The organism is uncultured Bacteroides sp. (genome assembly GCF_905207245.1).
GTDB lineage: Bacteria > Bacteroidota > Bacteroidia > Bacteroidales > Bacteroidaceae > Bacteroides.
In genome coordinates this window covers 132,981-149,713 of record NZ_CAJLKP010000002.1, presented here as the reverse complement: position 1 = coordinate 149,713, position 16,733 = coordinate 132,981, and the positions used below count along the sequence as shown (strand labels likewise).

General features: G+C 42.7%; 10 protein-coding genes and 1 pseudogene. 8 read left to right on the top strand and 3 right to left on the bottom strand.

Translation table 11 applies throughout. The features are described from left to right. Positions 1 to 113: 113 nt before the first annotated feature. From QZ135_RS01445 to QZ135_RS01410, 8 genes and pseudogenes are all read left to right on the top strand, one after another. A complete protein-coding gene (locus QZ135_RS01445; protein ID WP_294605256.1) occupies positions 114 to 3,248 on the top strand; it encodes a TonB-dependent receptor in 3,135 nt (1,044 codons plus the stop codon). A gap of 12 nt (positions 3,249 to 3,260) precedes the next feature. Then, complete coding sequence (locus QZ135_RS01440) at positions 3,261 to 4,967, top strand: RagB/SusD family nutrient uptake outer membrane protein (protein WP_294605254.1); 1,707 nt, start codon at positions 3,261 to 3,263, stop codon at positions 4,965 to 4,967. A gap of 109 nt (positions 4,968 to 5,076) precedes the next feature. Continuing rightward, a complete protein-coding gene (locus tag QZ135_RS01435; RefSeq protein WP_294605251.1) occupies positions 5,077 to 6,201 on the top strand; it encodes a glycerophosphodiester phosphodiesterase family protein in 1,125 nt (374 codons plus the stop codon). A gap of 25 nt (positions 6,202 to 6,226) precedes the next feature. Further along, positions 6,227 to 7,597 carry an FAD-dependent oxidoreductase gene (locus QZ135_RS01430; protein ID WP_294605248.1) on the top strand — a complete coding sequence of 457 codons (1,371 nt, stop codon included), beginning with the start codon at positions 6,227 to 6,229 and terminating at the stop codon, positions 7,595 to 7,597. 17 nt (positions 7,598 to 7,614) lie between these two features. Further along, the gene (locus QZ135_RS01425) at positions 7,615 to 8,856 is read left to right on the top strand and encodes an MBL fold metallo-hydrolase (RefSeq protein ID WP_294605243.1); all 1,242 of its coding nucleotides are present in this window, start codon (positions 7,615 to 7,617) and stop codon (positions 8,854 to 8,856) included. Between the two features lie 19 nt (positions 8,857 to 8,875). Next, complete coding sequence (locus QZ135_RS01420; RefSeq protein WP_294605241.1) at positions 8,876 to 10,420, top strand: sodium:solute symporter; 1,545 nt, start codon at positions 8,876 to 8,878, stop codon at positions 10,418 to 10,420. 4 nt (positions 10,421 to 10,424) lie between these two features. Then, a pseudogene (locus QZ135_RS01415) lies at positions 10,425 to 11,849 on the top strand (sialate O-acetylesterase); the annotation flags it as partial. A gap of 15 nt (positions 11,850 to 11,864) precedes the next feature. Then, entirely contained in the window at positions 11,865 to 13,538 is a 1,674-nt protein-coding gene (locus tag QZ135_RS01410; protein WP_294605238.1) for a sulfatase, read from the top strand. 64 nt (positions 13,539 to 13,602) lie between these two features. On the opposite strand, the gene QZ135_RS01405 is transcribed toward QZ135_RS01410, so the two are convergent. From QZ135_RS01405 to QZ135_RS01395, 3 genes are all read right to left on the bottom strand, one after another. Continuing rightward, on the bottom strand, positions 13,603 to 15,249 hold the full coding sequence (locus QZ135_RS01405) for an AMP-binding protein (RefSeq protein ID WP_294605236.1): 1,647 nt from the start codon (positions 15,247 to 15,249) through the stop codon (positions 13,603 to 13,605). A 105-nt stretch (positions 15,250 to 15,354) separates the two neighbouring features. Then, a complete protein-coding gene (locus QZ135_RS01400; protein ID WP_294605233.1) occupies positions 15,355 to 15,930 on the bottom strand; it encodes an XRE family transcriptional regulator in 576 nt (191 codons plus the stop codon). Positions 15,931 to 16,236: 306 nt separating this feature from the next. Further along, complete coding sequence (locus QZ135_RS01395; RefSeq protein WP_294605230.1) at positions 16,237 to 16,719, bottom strand: HlyD family secretion protein; 483 nt, start codon at positions 16,717 to 16,719, stop codon at positions 16,237 to 16,239. Positions 16,720 to 16,733 lie beyond the last annotated feature (14 nt).

Here is a 16,733-nt window from a genome sequence, read left to right as displayed (position 1 = left end):
GGTTTAAGATTGTTTTTTGGGTAACTTAATGTTCTTAAGTCGACTTAAGAGTACATATGAGATAGAATTGTAAATTATAAATAGAATTAAATGTTTAACCTTTTTTTATGGATATGATACATAGTTTATTAGGGACTTTCAGAATGAAGCCTTCCCAACTAGGTCGTGCTACATTAATACTGGTGTGCTCATTTTTCAGCATATTTATAGCCAGTGCAAATGGTATAAAAGATTCTTCTGGAACAGAGCGGGAAATAACGGGTTACGTCCAGGATGCTCAGGGCGAACCGGTCATTGGAGCGAGCATCAGGGTAAAGGGAACAACTGTCGGTACCATTACTGATGTGAGCGGCCGTTATACTGTTAAAGTTACAAATGAATCAACTTTAGTTATTTCTTTCGTTGGATACAGAACTGAGGAGGTGAAAGTGGGTAATCATAATACTATTGATATAATTCTTCAGGAAGACTCAGAGCTTATAGATGAAGTGGTTGTTATTGGTTATGGTACCGCTAAGAAAAAAGATTTGACAGGTGCTGCTGCAAATATTAAAGGTGATAAGGTTGCTGAACGTCGTACTACACAATTGGCTACGGCTCTTCAAGGTGCTGTATCAGGGGTATTAGTGACTCGTTCAAGTGGTGAGCCTGGAGCAGGTGCAAGCAATATTCTGGTGCGTGGTGTAACTACAATTGGTGATTCATCACCTTTGATTGTAGTCGATGGTATTCCTGTAGGTAATATTAACGATGTTAATGCCAATGATGTGGAAAGTATCACGGTATTGAAAGATGCAGCTTCTGCTTCCATTTATGGGTCTCGTGCTGCGGCAGGTGTAATTTTGGTGACGACCAAACGTGCGACTGAGAAAGACTTGCGCATCAGTTATAACTTCGAGTATGGTATTGAAATCCCCACTGCCCAACCGAAACAGGTTGATTTTCAACGCTATCTTGAAATGGTTAACGAGTTGAAATACAATGATAATCCTGCTGGGGGCCTTTACACGGTCTATACTGAGGATCAGGTTAATAATTGGGTAAAAAACAATAAAACCGATCCCGATAACTATCCGATAACTGATTGGTATGATCTCTTGATTAAGGGCTCGGCACCACGCCAAACCCACACGTTGAACCTTGTTGGCGGTAGTAAAAATGTCAAGACGAGAGCATCTCTTAGTTACGAAAAAGTAGATGGGCTTTATAAAGATGCCGAAAACTACTACGAAAGATATATGGCAAGGTTAAATAACGACTTGACATTCAGTAAGTATCTTGCCGCTTCGTTAGATTTAAATGTAAAGTATGCCAAGAATCACGAACCAATGTTTTCGGATGTTTGGAACAGTATTTTGGTAGCCTCACCTGCTTATGCATGGCAGTGGGAGCATGGTGGTCTGGCTGATGTGAAGGGTGGTAATAATCTCTATGGCCGTCTGGTTGAGGGTGGCTACAATGAAACTTATTCTACAAAGATTGGTGGGCGTGTTTCTATTGACTTCACTCCATTCAAAGATTTGAAAATATCAGCTGTACTTGCTCCGGATTTCTCGATTTCTAAAGGTAAGAAGTTTCAGAAAAAGGCTGGATTTACATCACAGGATGATCCTACTACCATCATTGGTACGTTTGCCGGTTGCGGCTCTACTAAGTTGACAGAGAAACGTGCCGACTCCCGTTCGCTAACTACACAGTTTATTGCAAACTATATGAAAAAGTTTGGTAAGCATGACTTTAATATTATGCTTGGTTACGAAAACTATTATTACCATCATGAAACAATGGGTGCTTCAAGTGACCATTACGATTTGGACAGTTATCCTTATCTGGATGCAGGTCCTAAGGACTATTTAGCAAATTCCGGTTCCGCATATGAGAATGCTTATCGTTCATTCTTTGGTCGAGTTATGTATAGCTTCAATCATCGTTATTTGCTTCAGGTTAATGTTCGTCGTGACGGTTCATCACGTTTCCATAAAGATTCTCGTTGGGGTACATTCCCTTCCGTGTCAGCTGGTTGGATTATCAGTGAAGAACCTTTCATGGAAAAAATTAATGGCAAAACGCTTTCATTCCTAAAGCTGAGAGCTTCTATCGGTACTCTGGGTAACGAACGTATCGGTAACTACCCCTATGTCTCATTGATGGAGTTTACTAATTCGTTGTTCTACAACAAGGCTGATGCAAGTGAATCTACCTACTACAAAGGGGCCGCTCAAATCCAATATCCTATACGCAATCTAACATGGGAAACGACTGAAACATACGATATTGGTGTTGATGCGCGATTCTTTGACGGACGTTTATCTTTTGTGGGCGACTATTATTACAAGCGTACAAAAGACATGTTGCTTGATCTTGAAATACCCAAATATATGGGATATTCTAATCCGTCACAGAATGCGGGTAAAATGCATACCAGAGGCTATGACCTTGAACTCTCATGGAATGACCGTATTGGTGAATTTACCTATGGTATCTCTGCTAATCTTTCTGACTATATTTCTAAAATGGATGATCTGAGTGGTACGCAGTTCATGGGCAATCAGGTGAAGATGACCGGTAGTTTATTTGATGAATGGTATGGTTATATCTCTGAGGGCTTGTTTCAAACCCAGGAAGAACTGGACAAATCTGCTACACTAAATAGCAATACACAGGTTGGTGATGTGAAATATAAAGATATCTCTGGTCCGGATGGTGTGCCTGATGGCATTATCTCTCCCGAATATGACCGTGTACTTCTTGGGAATTCACAACCTCGTTTCATGTATGGTGGAACATTGTCGGCTGCTTATAAAGGTTTTGACTTTAGTACTGCTTTCCAGGGCATTGGTAAGCAAAAGGTACGTATGAACTCTAAGATGGTTCAACCTTATCACAACCAGTGGGGAAGCATTCCTGCCATTATAGATGGAAATTATTGGAGTTCCTTCAATTCTGAAATAGAGAATCTGGCGGCACGTTATCCACGTCTCACTTATCAGAACAATGATAGTAATAACGCTATGTCAACCTTCTGGATGTTCAATGGTAGTTACTTTCGCTTGAAAAACATTACCTTAGGATACACCCTTCCGGCAAGCCTTACGCAAAAGGCTAAAATTGAGCGGGTTCGTTTCTATGTATCGGCCAATGACCTGTTCTGTCTGAGTCATTATCCTGACGGTTGGGATCCTGAACGCGGAACTACCTCTTATGCTATGACCACTTCGGTGTTGTTTGGTCTGAATATTAATTTTTAATGGATTAGAGCAATGAAAAATATATATATTATACTGACAGTATTTGCACTTTCATTGGTATCGTGCAACAGCTTAGACTTGTATCCACTAGACCAAGGTTCAAGTGAAACCTGGTACAGTAACGAAACCGAGTATGAAATGGCGGTGAATGATTTGTATCGCACTGCATTTTGGCCTGTTGCCAAAGAAGCTTGGTCTGATGACTACCTTTATCGTGACGTTGCCGGTCCTGACATTGTCGATGGAACGTTAAACAGTGAAACAAATACGTCCGGTAGTGTTGAGCTGGCAACATTCTATACCAACCAATACAAAGCCATTGCCCGTTCCAATGCTATCATCGCTAATTTGGATCGTGGTCGTGAAAATGGAATCAATGAGGCTACTCTGTTGTCCTATGAAGCCCAGGCACGTTTTTCACGTGCTGCACATTATGCTATGCTGGTCTTTGCTTTTGGTGATGTAGTCTATGTGGAGGATCTGTTAACTATTGAAGCCGCATCTAAAATGGCACGGTCACCTAAAGCCGATGTGATTAAAATCATTTATGATGATTTTGATTATGCTGCTGAACATCTTCCGGCTTCTTACACCGGAAAACAGGTAGCAACCAAAGGTGCCGCTTTGGCATTGAAAGCACGCTATGCGTTGTATTTCGGTGATTATGAGATCGCTGCTACAGCAGCAAAAGCGTGTATGGATCTGGGTGTTTATAAGCTTCATAAAGATTATGGAGATTTATTCTATACGAAGAATGCTGAAGAGTCAATCTTTTTATTGCCTCGTTCAACTGCTCTCCTGATTGGTAATATCGGCGATGCAAAAAGCTACTACCCACGTACAGCGGGCGGTTTTTCGAGCAAGGTTCCTTCGTGGGCACTACTTGCAGCTTACGAGTGTACCGATGGTAAGTTGATTGATGAGTCGCCTCTATTTGATTCTCACAATCCTTTTCAGAATCGAGATCCTCGCTGCACAGCTTCGATCGTGGAATTTGGAAGTGAGTTCGTTGGCTATGAATATAACCCTCATCCGGAGGTTACTAAAGTAATGGACTATTCAACAGGGAAGCTGGTGAATAACGGTGATACTCGTGCCAGGGCTCAGTTTGCTTCCTTTACCGGTTTGGTGTGGAGAAAGTCAGTTGACAGAACGTGGGGACCCGATACCAACTTTACCCCCGAGAATGACCTGATAATTATCCGGTATGCCGATGTGCTTTTGATCTATGCTGAGGCTAAGATTGAGTTGAACCAGATTGACCAAAGCGTTTTGGATGCTATTAATCAGGTGCGTGCACGTGCCTATGGCGTGGAATTGAGTGATGTTTCTAATTATCCTGCTATTACAACAACTAATCAGAAAGAACTCCGAACGGTTCTTCGTCGTGAACGGCGTGTTGAGTTGGCCTTTGAGGGGCTTCGCTATTACGATTTGATTCGTTGGGGATTAGCTCAAAAAGCGCTGAATAAACCAAACTGTGGAGTACTCTATCCCGGAAATGAATTGATAGATAAAGTGGTAAAACCGGGACATTGGTTCTGGCCTTATGCTCCAGAAATAGATGAAGATGGTATTGCCGATTTTTCAAAAATGGTAAGCGATGGCTATGTACAGGTTTGTTCTAAGGGAGCTTTTTCTGAAAGACAATATTTATGGCCTATCCCGGCAAAAGAGCTGGTGATTAATCCTAATATGACTCAGAATCCAGGATATTAGTTCATGAATTGTTTTATCTAAAGAATGATATAAGTGGCAGAGCTAATGGTAGTATGGAAAAATATCTGGAGTTCTGCTACTTATTTTCAGTGAATAATGTATATTAGCAATGAAGAAATTCATCTTTTTCTGTTTTATAATCTGTAGTTGGACAACAGGATTACATGCTCAGCGCGTCTTTATAGCTCATCGAGGTGTCAATATGTATGGCACAATTGCCGGAGAGAATTCTTTGGAAGCTATCTCATTAGCCAAACGCGCCGGTTTTCAGGCTATTGAAACCGATGTACGTCTGTCAGCTGATGGATACTTGGTAGTGATGCATGATAGTACACTAAATCGTACTTGCCTGAATGCTGACGGAACAATACTTTCCGTTCAAGTTCCAGTTCAAACAAAGACTCTTATAGAACTGAAACAGGATTTTATCTTAAAGGCTGATAAATCGGAAATGAGAAGTCGGATACCTACATTAAGGGAATTTCTAACCGAATGTAAACGGAACGGACTTTATACATTTATTGAACCTAAATTGCTTGATGAAACTGGTCGGCATTATAAAGATATAATCACTCTTGCAGATGAAGTGCTTGGAAAGGGAAATTACGTTATTACTTCCAATAATCGTGCTAATGAGATTATTCGAGATCTTGGAGTTTACGATGTCCGCTTAATGGGAATTTTATATCAGACTGTCTTTGAAAAGATACAGAACCAAGGAGATTGTATTATGGCTATTAGTGCTTCCCGCTTTGATGAGAATGAGTATGACCGATACGCTGCATTAGCCAAGTCGCATGGTCTTATGAGAGAATCACATGCTGACAAATTCGTGCATTTCAATAAAATTAATCGTAATGATATTAATTTCATTTCCACGGATTTGTTGGCTCCCGACCTGAACGGTCAGGGTACCCTTTTGGTTGATAAACACGAAATTAAGGATTTTATTTGCCCGGTCATAACTAAGGTTGGGAGTATATTACTAAAAAAGGAACAAACGGTAGTACTCAACGAGCCGTTACCTTGTGTAACCTTTGGTGGAATCTATTTAGAGATTGAACTGAAAGGAAACGTTGAAATTGAGTTGGGAAATCAGGTTTTTAATGTGAAAACCGAAGATATTGCTAAACATCAGGTTCTTATATATAATGCTTCTCCGGCATTTAAGGTTAAGTCGCTTTCTGATGAATCTGAAATTAAGAGACTAATGTTGAAAATCGTACAATTTTGAAAATACTATTATAACATATATCATCATGGAATTAATGAAAACGTATACAGAAAAAGAAAGGCAAATAGAAGTCATCAATGACGTTGATGTCTTGGTTGTTGGTGGTGGGCCTGCCGGTGTCGGTGCTGCTATCGGTGCTGCCAAGGCCGGAGCTTCGACCATGCTTGTTGAGGCGATGGGCTCGTTTGGTGGCATGTGGACCAATGGGCTGGTGATCACATTGGCCGGGTTCAACAGTTGGTTGCGTCCTTATCGCCGTTGTGTAGATGGTGTTATGGGTGAATGGATTGCGATGGCTGAAAAGAAGGGAGGAGTTGAAAATAACCGTAGTTGGGTACTGAGTTCTGACCCTGAGATTATGAAACTGACTGCTGATGAACTACTGTTGAAATATCAGGTAAGATGTCTGTTGCATACCTGGATGGCCGATGTCATTGTTGAAGAGAATAAAGTGAAGGGGGCCATTGTAGAGAATGTGGATGGGCGTAAGGCAATTATGGCTAAGATCGTAGTGGATTGTACCGGAAATGGGGATGTCATAGCGCGTGCCGGAGCCGGATTTAATATATCACCTGAACTTCAGCCCATGACATTGCCTTTTTTTCTTGCGGAAGTTAACCCACAGGGAAGTGTAGGCTATGAAGATGAATTGACAATACCGTTTGGTCCCGATCCCGGTTTCTTAGGGAAAGAATTGTTAACCGAATATACCTCGCGAAGGAGAGATGTCGGAATTGACCGTGAGATGCTCAGTAATGCCTGTGAGGCCGATGAACTTCCTTGCTTTGGTGGTCCCTGGTTTGGCGGTTTAAGAAAAAACTATCCTTGGGTTAATACGACACGTGTTTATGGATCGGCGGTTAATGCAAACGAGCTGACTGCTGCTGAAATGGAGGCACGTAGTGATGCTCACCGTATTGTCAACTATTACAAAAAACATTGTAAAGGCTTTGAGAACAGTTGGATTATGAATACTTCGGCCACCATTGGCATTCGCGAAACCCGTAGGCTTGATGGGGTCTATACCATGACCAAAAATGACATTGTATCCAACCGCAAGTTTGAAGATTCAATAGCATTGGGTGTTTGGCCCATTGATGTGCACCCTCCTAAAAATCAAAACGGTATGCATGACATGTATGTACCTCTTCCATTCCAAATACCTTATCGCAGTTTGTTACCTGCCAAGATTGATAATTTGCTGGTTGGTGGTCGTTGTATCTCGGTTGATCGTGAGGCTCTCGGCACTGTCAGGGTTGGGGCTACTTGCGGAGCTACAGGACATGCAGCCGGTGTGGCGGCAGCCTTGGCGGCGCAAACGGGAAGTACTCCCCGTAATCTCTCTTGCAATGAGGTTCGGAAAGAAATATTGAATCAAAAGGCTATTATTGAATAAAATAACAAGAAGATACTATGAATATCCCATTTAAAATACCGGTTATAGCATTATTAGTTCTCTTTTCAATGACTATCCGGGCTCAGGAAGTAAAAATAGGTAAGGTATTACCTGCGTGGAAGGAAGGCTATCTTGATATTCATGCCATCAACACTGGACAAGGGGAATGTACTTTCTTTATATTACCCGACGGTACTACGATGTTGGTTGATGCCGGTGAAATTCGAGAAAAAGCACCCAACATTGTGCCACAAAAACCAAATGAAGAAATAGCTCCTTATGAAACCTATGCAAAATATATTGCACATTTCATGAAGGGAACTAAACAGAAGGCAATTGACTATATGCTTCTGACTCACTTTCATATCGACCACATGGGTGAAATTAATAAAGGATGCAAGTGGGCGGAGAATAAGGCTTATCAGCTAACCGGTATATCTGGTGTGGGCGATTGTATCCCCTTTAGGAAGGCTATTGACCGTGGTTGGCCGGATTATAACGATCCAATAGCGCCTATAAGTAAAGCATTTCCGAACTATTTGAATTTTATAAAATGGCAGAAGGAGAAAAATGGTATGGAGATTGAACAATTTAAAGTTGGCAAAAAAGATCAGCTTGTGCTTGTTCATAATGCTGCTAAATATCCCACTTTCGAAATTCGTAATATAGCGGCCAACGGACGTGTGTGGACTGGGGTTGAAGATATTGAGCGTAATTATTTCATTCCCACCGATCAACTGTCCAAAAGTGAATGGCCGGATGAAAACCAGTGTTCCATTGTTTTTCGTGTTTCTTATGGCAAATTTGATTACTTTACCGGGGCAGACCTGCCTGCCGTAACCACTTTAGACTGGCAGAATTTGGAATTGCCGGTTGGCTCGGTGACGGGTCCGGTAGAAGCATGTAAGAGTAATCATCACATGAATTACGATGCGATGGGCGTTACACTTCTCAAAGCTCTTCGGCCCCAGGTCGTTGTCGTTCATAATCGCAAGGCACAGCAGCCGGATATTGAAGTGTTGCGTCGTATTCTTTCTGCGACAAAGGCTTATCCAGGAAAGAAGGATGTATTTTCAACCAACTTCCATCCTGCAACAGCGCTTGTTGCCTATCCTAACACCAAACAGATGGCTGCCAAACAGGGACATATTGTAATTCGCGTACAACCCGGAGGTAATGAATTTTATGTCTATGCCCTCGATGATACAAGTGACAACTATGCTGTGACCTCCATTCATGGACCTTATATCTGTAATTAATACACTAAAACCCGATACCATGCAATTATTAGATTGGATTATAGTAATTCTATTTTTGGGAGCCTTGACAATGATAGGCTTCCTCTTCTCTCGTAAAAATAAAAATGTTGAAGATTATTTCCTTGGCGGGCGAAGTATGCCGACGTGGTTGGTAGCTTTTGCTGCGGTTGGAACATCAATCAGTGCCGGTACATTTGTTGGCGCACCTCAAATTGCTTTCGACGGTAACTTTACTTATATCATGCTTAGTGTTGGGGCGATAATTGGTGGCTTAATGGCAGCTTATATTATTTTGCCTGCCCTTTATAAAGCCAATACGATAACCATTTATGGTTATTTGGGTAATCGTTTTGGTGATGGCGCTAAAACGGCGACCAGTATCATGTTCTTGTTGGGGCAATTGCTTACGTCAGGCTCACGCCTTTTCATTGCTGCCATTGCGGTGTCTGTAATGCTTTATAATGATATATTGTTTCCTAACCTGATTGCTTCGATTGTGATTCTTGGCATTGTTAGTACAATTTATACAATGGCTGGAGGCATAAAAGGATTGATTTATATTGATACGATTCAAATTCTGCTCGTAATCGGTACTGGTCTGGTTGCCATTTATTTGTTATTTAGTGCCATTCCGCTATCGTTGGGTGAGATTGTCAATGTGCTTGAAAATACGGAGTCCGGTGACAAGCTACAGGTGATTGATCCGAAGTTGTCACTAACCGAACCCTATAATTTGATTGGTGCTCTTTTTGCCTGCGCCATCTTTAAGTTTGCACAATATAGTACGGATCAGGAATTTGTACAACGCCAGCTGACCTGCAAGTCTGTGAAAAAGGCGGCAAGTTCACTTGTATATTCTCAGGTTATCTCTCTTCCCGTTGTTGTGATCTTTATGATTATCGGTTCGTTGTTGTATGTGTTCTATTCACGTCCGGAGCTACTTGGTGCAACCGCACCGAGTGACATGTTAAATGATAGCCGTCAGGTATTCCCGCAATATATGTTCAACCACATGCCAACGGGCGTTCTCGGTCTGATGGTGGTAGGGCTACTTGCTGCTGCATTGTCAAGCTTTAATTCGGCCATTAATTCAATGACTAGTAGCTTGTTCTCCGATCTTTATCTTCCCTGGAGACAAAAACGCGATAAGGGTAATGTGAAAGTTAAGTCAGAGTTGAAGGAATCACGTTTCCTTGTAATCATTATGGGGATTGTATTGACGGCTTTTGCTATTATTGCTGCTTTGATGCAAGAAGCGGGCGATCAGTCGTTGGTTGATTTTGCGCTTGGCATCATGAGTTTCTCCTATGCCGGTATGTTGGGGATATTCCTTTGTGCTGTTTTGACCCGTCGTGGCAATGTTTATAGTGTGGTAGCCGCATTGGTTACCGGCTGTTTGGTAGTTCTGCTTCTTCAACCCGGCATTTTGGGCTGGTGGAGCACAGCTTTATTCGGTGCAACTCTCAAGCTGGCTTGGCCTTGGTGGGTTGTTGTTGGTGGTAGTATTAGTTTCCTTGTTTGTTGTATTGGAAAGAAAAAAGAATTGGTTAACTATAATGAATAGAGTAATGAAAAAGCAATGGGTATTATTGGTGGTGTTGGCTGTTGTTACTTGTTGCCCTGTGTTGGCTAAAGTAACACTTCCCGCTATCATTTCTGATAATATGGTTTTGCAACAAGATACCAGAGTTAATATCTGGGGGAAGGCAGAACCGGGTGAAGTCATAACTGTTCAACCTTCATGGGCTACTAAGGCTATGACTGCGGTTGCTTCTGAAGATGGCAAATGGATTGTGAAATTGAAAACGCCTCGTGCAACGATGAAAAATCAGTCGATTACCGTTAGTGGAGAGAACACTGTAACAGTCAGCAATATCTTGATTGGTGAGGTATGGCTTTGCGGTGGACAGAGTAATATGCTTTTTCCGGTTGGCAAACAAAAAGATGTGAAGTGGCAAACCGGTATGGAAGGGGCCGACAAAGAACTACAGGACGCCAATTATCCTGAAATCCGTCTCTTCACCGTGCCTTATTGTCTGGCACCTGACGGTGAACGTGATGATTGTGAGGGGAAGTGGCTTGTTTGTACTGCGGACCATGCTTATAATTTCTCAGCAGTGGGTTTTGTTTTCGGTCGACGTCTTTTCAAAGAACTCCATATTCCTGTCGGACTCATTCTTTCAGCCAAAGGTGATACACATGTGGAGTCATGGACTAAAATGGAGGTGATGGAAAATAACCCACTTTATGCAGATGTGTTCGATGAGTTTGGAGTAGAGAATGTGAAACAGAATAAACTTTATAAAGTTCCGTCCACACTATGGAACGGCATGATTAGACCAATTCTGGGTTACACCGTCAAGGGCACTATTTGGTATCAGGGGGAAGCCAATGCTATGCGCTATGAGCAATATCAACAGGTATTTACCAATATGATTAATAGTTGGCGTAAGGAGTGGAAACAACCGGACATGCCTTTTTACTTCGTTCAGATTGCTCCTTTCAAAGGTCAGCCTGCCGGTATCCGGGAAGCTCAGCTTCAAACGTGGCAGGGTGGATTGAAGAATCTGGGCATGGTGGTTACTACTGACGTAGGCGATTCGCTTGATATCCATCCCCGCAACAAACGTGTTCCAGGAGAAAGATTAGCTTTATGGGCGTTGGCTAAACAATATGGTAAGAATATTGTCTGTTCCGGTCCTCTGTTTAAGTCTATGAAATTATCTGGGAGCAAACTTATACTGAGTTTTGATTATGCAGATAATGGTTTAATGACGCCTAATGATGAACCAGTGGAAGGTTTCTATATAGCCGGTGCAGATCGGAAATTCTATCCTGCAAAAGCGATTATTAACGGTAACCGCATTGAAGTGTCCTCCTCTCAGGTGCAGGAGCCCGTGGCGGTACGTTATGCGTTTGCGAATTTCTTTCGGGCGAATCTTTATAATAAGGAAGGGCTACCGGCAACTCCGTTCCGCAGTGACTCATGGTCTAAAAAATAAATACATATGAAAATCAATAAATCAATATGCAGCTTGGCGTTAGCCGTTCCTTTAGTTCTCTCACAGAATCTCTATGCCGGACAGCGCCCTAATATCGTTTTCTTTTTAGTAGATGATTTCGGGTGGACAGAATCTTCTCTGCCTTTCGGTGAAGAAATATACCCTAATAACCAGCGTTTTAAAACGCCCAATATGGAGCGTCTTTCTCAAATGGGTGTCATGATGACAAACGCTTATGCTTGTCCGGTTTCAACACCTACACGTGCATCTCTAATGACTGGCATGAACCCTGCTCACATGAAGATTACGTCGTTTATTTCACTCTATAAAGATATTGTGCCGGATGCAATTGGCGGTCACCCTGGTGCCACCAATGAGAATCTCGATGATATTTTTGCTCATCCGGAGTGGAACTATAATGCTTTCTGTCCCGTTTCTCTCGAACCGGAACGTGAAACATACGGGCTCAATCATACCTTCTATGCAACTCCTATGGTTGAAATTCTTCGTGATGCGGGCTATCATACTATTCATGTGGGTAAGGCACATTGGGGGCCTGCGGGTACGCCCGGTTCAAATCCTTATAATATGGGCTTTGTGGTTAACATTGCCGGTTCGAGCAATGGTCATCCCAAAAGCTATCTTCCCGAAGATAATTTTGGCAATTTACCGGGTAAGGGTGATTATGGTTCGGTACAAAATATGTCACAATATTATGGTACTGATGTACATCTGACCGAAGCTATGACCCGCGAAGCACTCAAAACGCTAGAACATCCCATCAGGCAGAAGTTACCTTTCTATCTCTATTTTTCCCATTATTCTAATCATACTCCCATTCAACGGGATAAGCGTTATATTCAGCCCTACCTCGATGCCGGAATGGATGAAGGACAGGCGCGCTATGCTTCCATGGTGGAAGGCATGGATAAAAGTTTAGGAGATGTGCTTGATTTTCTGGAAAATAAAGGTGTGGCTGACAATACAATTATCATCTTTTACTCCGACAACGGAGGACATAGTGTAGGAAATGAGAAGGGTGGGGAACCTCATACTCAGAATCTCCCGTTACGTGAAGGGAAAGGATCGGTTTATGAAGGTGGTATCCGTGTTCCTATGCTCTTTTGCTGGCCGGGTAAGGTTAGTGCCGGAACGCGTATCAATACGCCTGTTTCGGCGGAAGATGTGTTCCCGACAATCCTTGAAATGGCAGGGGTGAAGAAATACGAAACCGTTCAGGAACGAGATGGTCAGAGCTTAGTGAAACTGATTCAGAAAGGTTCCCGGTATGTGGCTAAGGCTCAGAAAAGTGGGAAGATTACCAATCAACGCGAGGCTAATGCTATTGTAATTCCCGAAGCTATTTCGGGCATTGACCCTGAGCGTGGCATCATCTTTCATTTTCCTCATCAGCTTCGCTTTGAGGATCAGGATGATATCGACTTCATGAGTGCTCTCCGTAAGGGCGATTGGAAATTGGTCTATCGTATGCATACTGCCGAACTGGAACTCTATAATCTTCGTGAAGATATTGGTGAACGTAACAATCTGGCTGCCCGACATTTGGAAATAGTGAGGGAAATGGCAAAAGAACTTGGTACCCGTCTTCGTGGTTGGGATGCCCCAATGCCTACCGTGAGGGCAACCGGGCAAAAGGTTCCCATGCCCGATGAATTATAATGTGTGGTTAAATAGAAACAGGCTGCAACTTAATTGTACAGCCTGTTTCTTTATATTTAATTCTTTATATTATTTCGATTCCTTGTGCCTTGCAAAGTTGCAATCCTACATCTTTCAGTTTGAATTTCTGTATCTTGCCGCTGCCCGTCATAGGGAATTCGTCAATGAAGAATACATATTTAGGTATTTTGTAACGTGAAATCTTGCCTGTACAGAAGTCGCGTACATCCGATTCGTGTATATCCGCTCCTTCCTTCAGTATGATGAAAGCACCTACTTCTTCGCCATATTTTTTCGATGGGATGCCTGCCACTTGCACATCCTTCACACCTTCCAGCTTGTAGAGGAACTCTTCAATTTCTCGCGGATAGATATTTTCGCCGCCACGGATAATCATATCTTTGATGCGTCCGGTGATGCGGTAATTGCCGTCTTCGTCTTTCACACCAAGGTCACCGGAGTGAAGGAAGCCATTCTTGTCGATTACTTCGGCTGTGGCTTGCGGATTCTTATAGTAACCCTTCATGTTGTTATAGCCCCGGTTGCACATTTCGCCTTGCACACCTACCGGACATTCTTCTCCGGTTTCGGGATCGATAACCCTGACTTCGGTATGTTCAAAATCATGTCCTACGGTATTGCAACGGACATCGAACGGGTCGTCAATGCGTGAGGCTGTCATACCCGGCGATGTTTCTGTCAGACCATATACACTCGTAACTTTCATATACATCTTTTCTTCCACCTGCTTCATCAGTTCCACTGGGCAGAGTGAGCCAGCCATGATGCCGGTGCGCAGGCTGGACATATCGAACATGTCGAACATCGGATGATGCAACTCGGCAATGAACATTGTGGGGACACCGTACAGAGCCGTACAGCGTTCTTTATGAATGGAGGCAAGCACTACCAGCGGATTGAAGCGTTCCACCATTACTTCCGTACAGCCATGTGTCAGACAGTTCATGGTGGCAAGTACTACACCGAAGCAGTGGAAGAGGGGTACACAAACGCATAACTTATCGTCGCTGGTGAACTTCATGTGCTCTCCCGTCAGATAACCATTGTTAGTTATGTTATAGTGGGTGAGCATAACGCCTTTCGGGAAACCGGTGGTGCCGGATGTGTATTGCATATTCACCACATCATGGCAGGTTACCTGACTTTTCAGATTATTCAGACATTCATCTTCCACATTGTTACCCAGTAGGAGGATTTCAGCCGTATTGTACATACCGCGATGTTTCTCCTGTCCTACGTAAACAACATTGCGCATGTGTGGGAAACGTTGGCTCTTCAGATGTCCGCGTTCGCAGGTTTTCAGTTCCGGTAACATGGTGTAAGTCATCTGTACGAAGTCGCTGTCTTTTTCACCATTCACAATGCAAAGGGTGTGCATATCCGAGTTTTCGCATAGATATTCCAGTTCGGCTTGCTTATAGTTGGTATTTACAGTAACATAGACGGCGCCGATTTTAGCGCAGGCATACAGCAGTGTAAGCCAGTCGGGCACATTGGCAGCCCATATGCCTACATGGGTTCCGCGTCCTACGCCAATAGAGATTAGTCCTTTCGCCATGTCGTCTACCCGTCGGTTGAATTGGCTCCAGGTGAAGCGCAGGTTACGGTCGGAATAAACAATATATTCTTTATCGGGCGTAGTCTCTGCCCAGTGTTCCAGCCATTGGCCGAGTGTTCTTTCGTATAACATAGTTATTAAATTGAAACTTGAGAATTGAAAATTAAAAAATGAAAGATACCATGCAGCATGACAGCATAGTTATTTCTCAATTTTTAATTTTCAATTTTCAATTTATTAAATGGGCGTATAGATTACTGCAAGAATTTTTGCTGCTTTGCCTTCGTAAGCATGCACGTGGTGCGGAACGATGGAGTCATAATAGATGCTGTCTCCTTCTTCAAGCAAATATGTGCTTTTGCCATAACTGATTTCCATAATACCTTCCATAACCATAATAAACTCTTCACCTTCGTGTGAGGAAAGTACGAAGTCGCTGTCTTCCGTAGCGGCTACGTCGATGATGAAAGGTTCCATATGGCGGTCTGCTTTCGACTTGGACAGGGAATGGTATTCCATGTGCTTGCGGCTCTGGATAGCATTGTTAGAGAAGCTAATGGTGTCCTTGGATTCTGTTTTACGGCAGATAGCAGGTCCTGTTTCGTCCTGGTCGTCAAGGAAAGTTCCCAAGCGTACACCCAGCACGCGGGCTATTTTGATGAGCGGGGCCAATGAAGGCAGGTCGATGTTGTTTTCAATGCGTTCAATCTGTTCTACGGCTAAACCGGAACGTTCGGCCAGTTGCTCAATACTGATTGACTGGCTTTCACGGAGCGACTTGATTTTTTCTCCGACAATCTTGCTTGTATCCATAATTGATAATGTTTTTCGCCTATTAGGTTATAAATTGTATTGTTAAACTGCAAAAATAAAACAAACTTTTACTTGATGCAACAATACACGGAGAAAAGTTTAGCGTCCGGATAAAAAGAGATTATACATATCTCCTGTTTGTATTCTGTTCCATTTCTCTTTTGGGCTGTACCTTCTTTGCGTCTTCTTCGCTTCTATAGAGGGACGAAAAGAGCGAAGGGGGTACGAGGAGGGTACGAAGGAGATGCGAAGAAGGTACGAAGCGGGTGTAATTGTCCTGTTTGTCGGATAATTAGGAAATTGCTTTTATTTGTTTAATATATATTGCAGGATGCTCTTATCGGAGATCAGAATGAAAGCAAATCCGTCCATGTCTTTTTTTATGGCATAACGAAAAGGAGATCTTATCCTCAATGCAGCACGGAAATAGTGTTTGCCGTTCAGGATGATTACGCTGTCTACGGTTTGCGTGATTTTTCCATCCCTGTAGCCGAATGTATTGGCTCTGTAGCCATCCATTTCTATCTGCATCTGCATGTCTTTTTTTATTTTTGTGATGTAGTGGTAGGGGATAAACGCTTCTGCGATAACATCGTCGCCATCTACGGATGTTACGTTCACACTGGCTTTTATACTCTCCGGATACGGAATGAAAGAGGCGGCTAATACTAATAAAAGAAGAATGGCGGCTATAAAGCCTGTTCCTCCTCTTACTAATTCAGGGGGAACCTTTCCGATGATGTTCCGTACTTTTTCGCTACGCAGTTCTATATTCTCATAATCTGTCATGGTAAATCCTCCTG

Bases quoted from the DNA above. Each gene is read 5' to 3' on its own strand.
- QZ135_RS01435 (WP_294605251.1), top strand. From the start codon at position 5,077: ATGAAGAAATTCATCTTTTTCTGTTTTATAATCTGTAGTTGGACAACA.
- QZ135_RS01410 (WP_294605238.1), top strand. From the start codon at position 11,865: ATGAAAATCAATAAATCAATATGCAGCTTGGCGTTAGCCGTTCCTTTA.
- QZ135_RS01430 (WP_294605248.1), top strand. From the start codon at position 6,227: ATGGAATTAATGAAAACGTATACAGAAAAAGAAAGGCAAATAGAAGTC.
- QZ135_RS01395 (WP_294605230.1), bottom strand. From the start codon at position 16,719: ATGACAGATTATGAGAATATAGAACTGCGTAGCGAAAAAGTACGGAAC.
- QZ135_RS01445 (WP_294605256.1), top strand. From the start codon at position 114: ATGATACATAGTTTATTAGGGACTTTCAGAATGAAGCCTTCCCAACTA.
- QZ135_RS01400 (WP_294605233.1), bottom strand. From the start codon at position 15,930: ATGGATACAAGCAAGATTGTCGGAGAAAAAATCAAGTCGCTCCGTGAA.
- QZ135_RS01405 (WP_294605236.1), bottom strand. From the start codon at position 15,249: ATGTTATACGAAAGAACACTCGGCCAATGGCTGGAACACTGGGCAGAG.
- QZ135_RS01440 (WP_294605254.1), top strand. From the start codon at position 3,261: ATGAAAAATATATATATTATACTGACAGTATTTGCACTTTCATTGGTA.
- QZ135_RS01420 (WP_294605241.1), top strand. From the start codon at position 8,876: ATGCAATTATTAGATTGGATTATAGTAATTCTATTTTTGGGAGCCTTG.
- QZ135_RS01425 (WP_294605243.1), top strand. From the start codon at position 7,615: ATGAATATCCCATTTAAAATACCGGTTATAGCATTATTAGTTCTCTTT.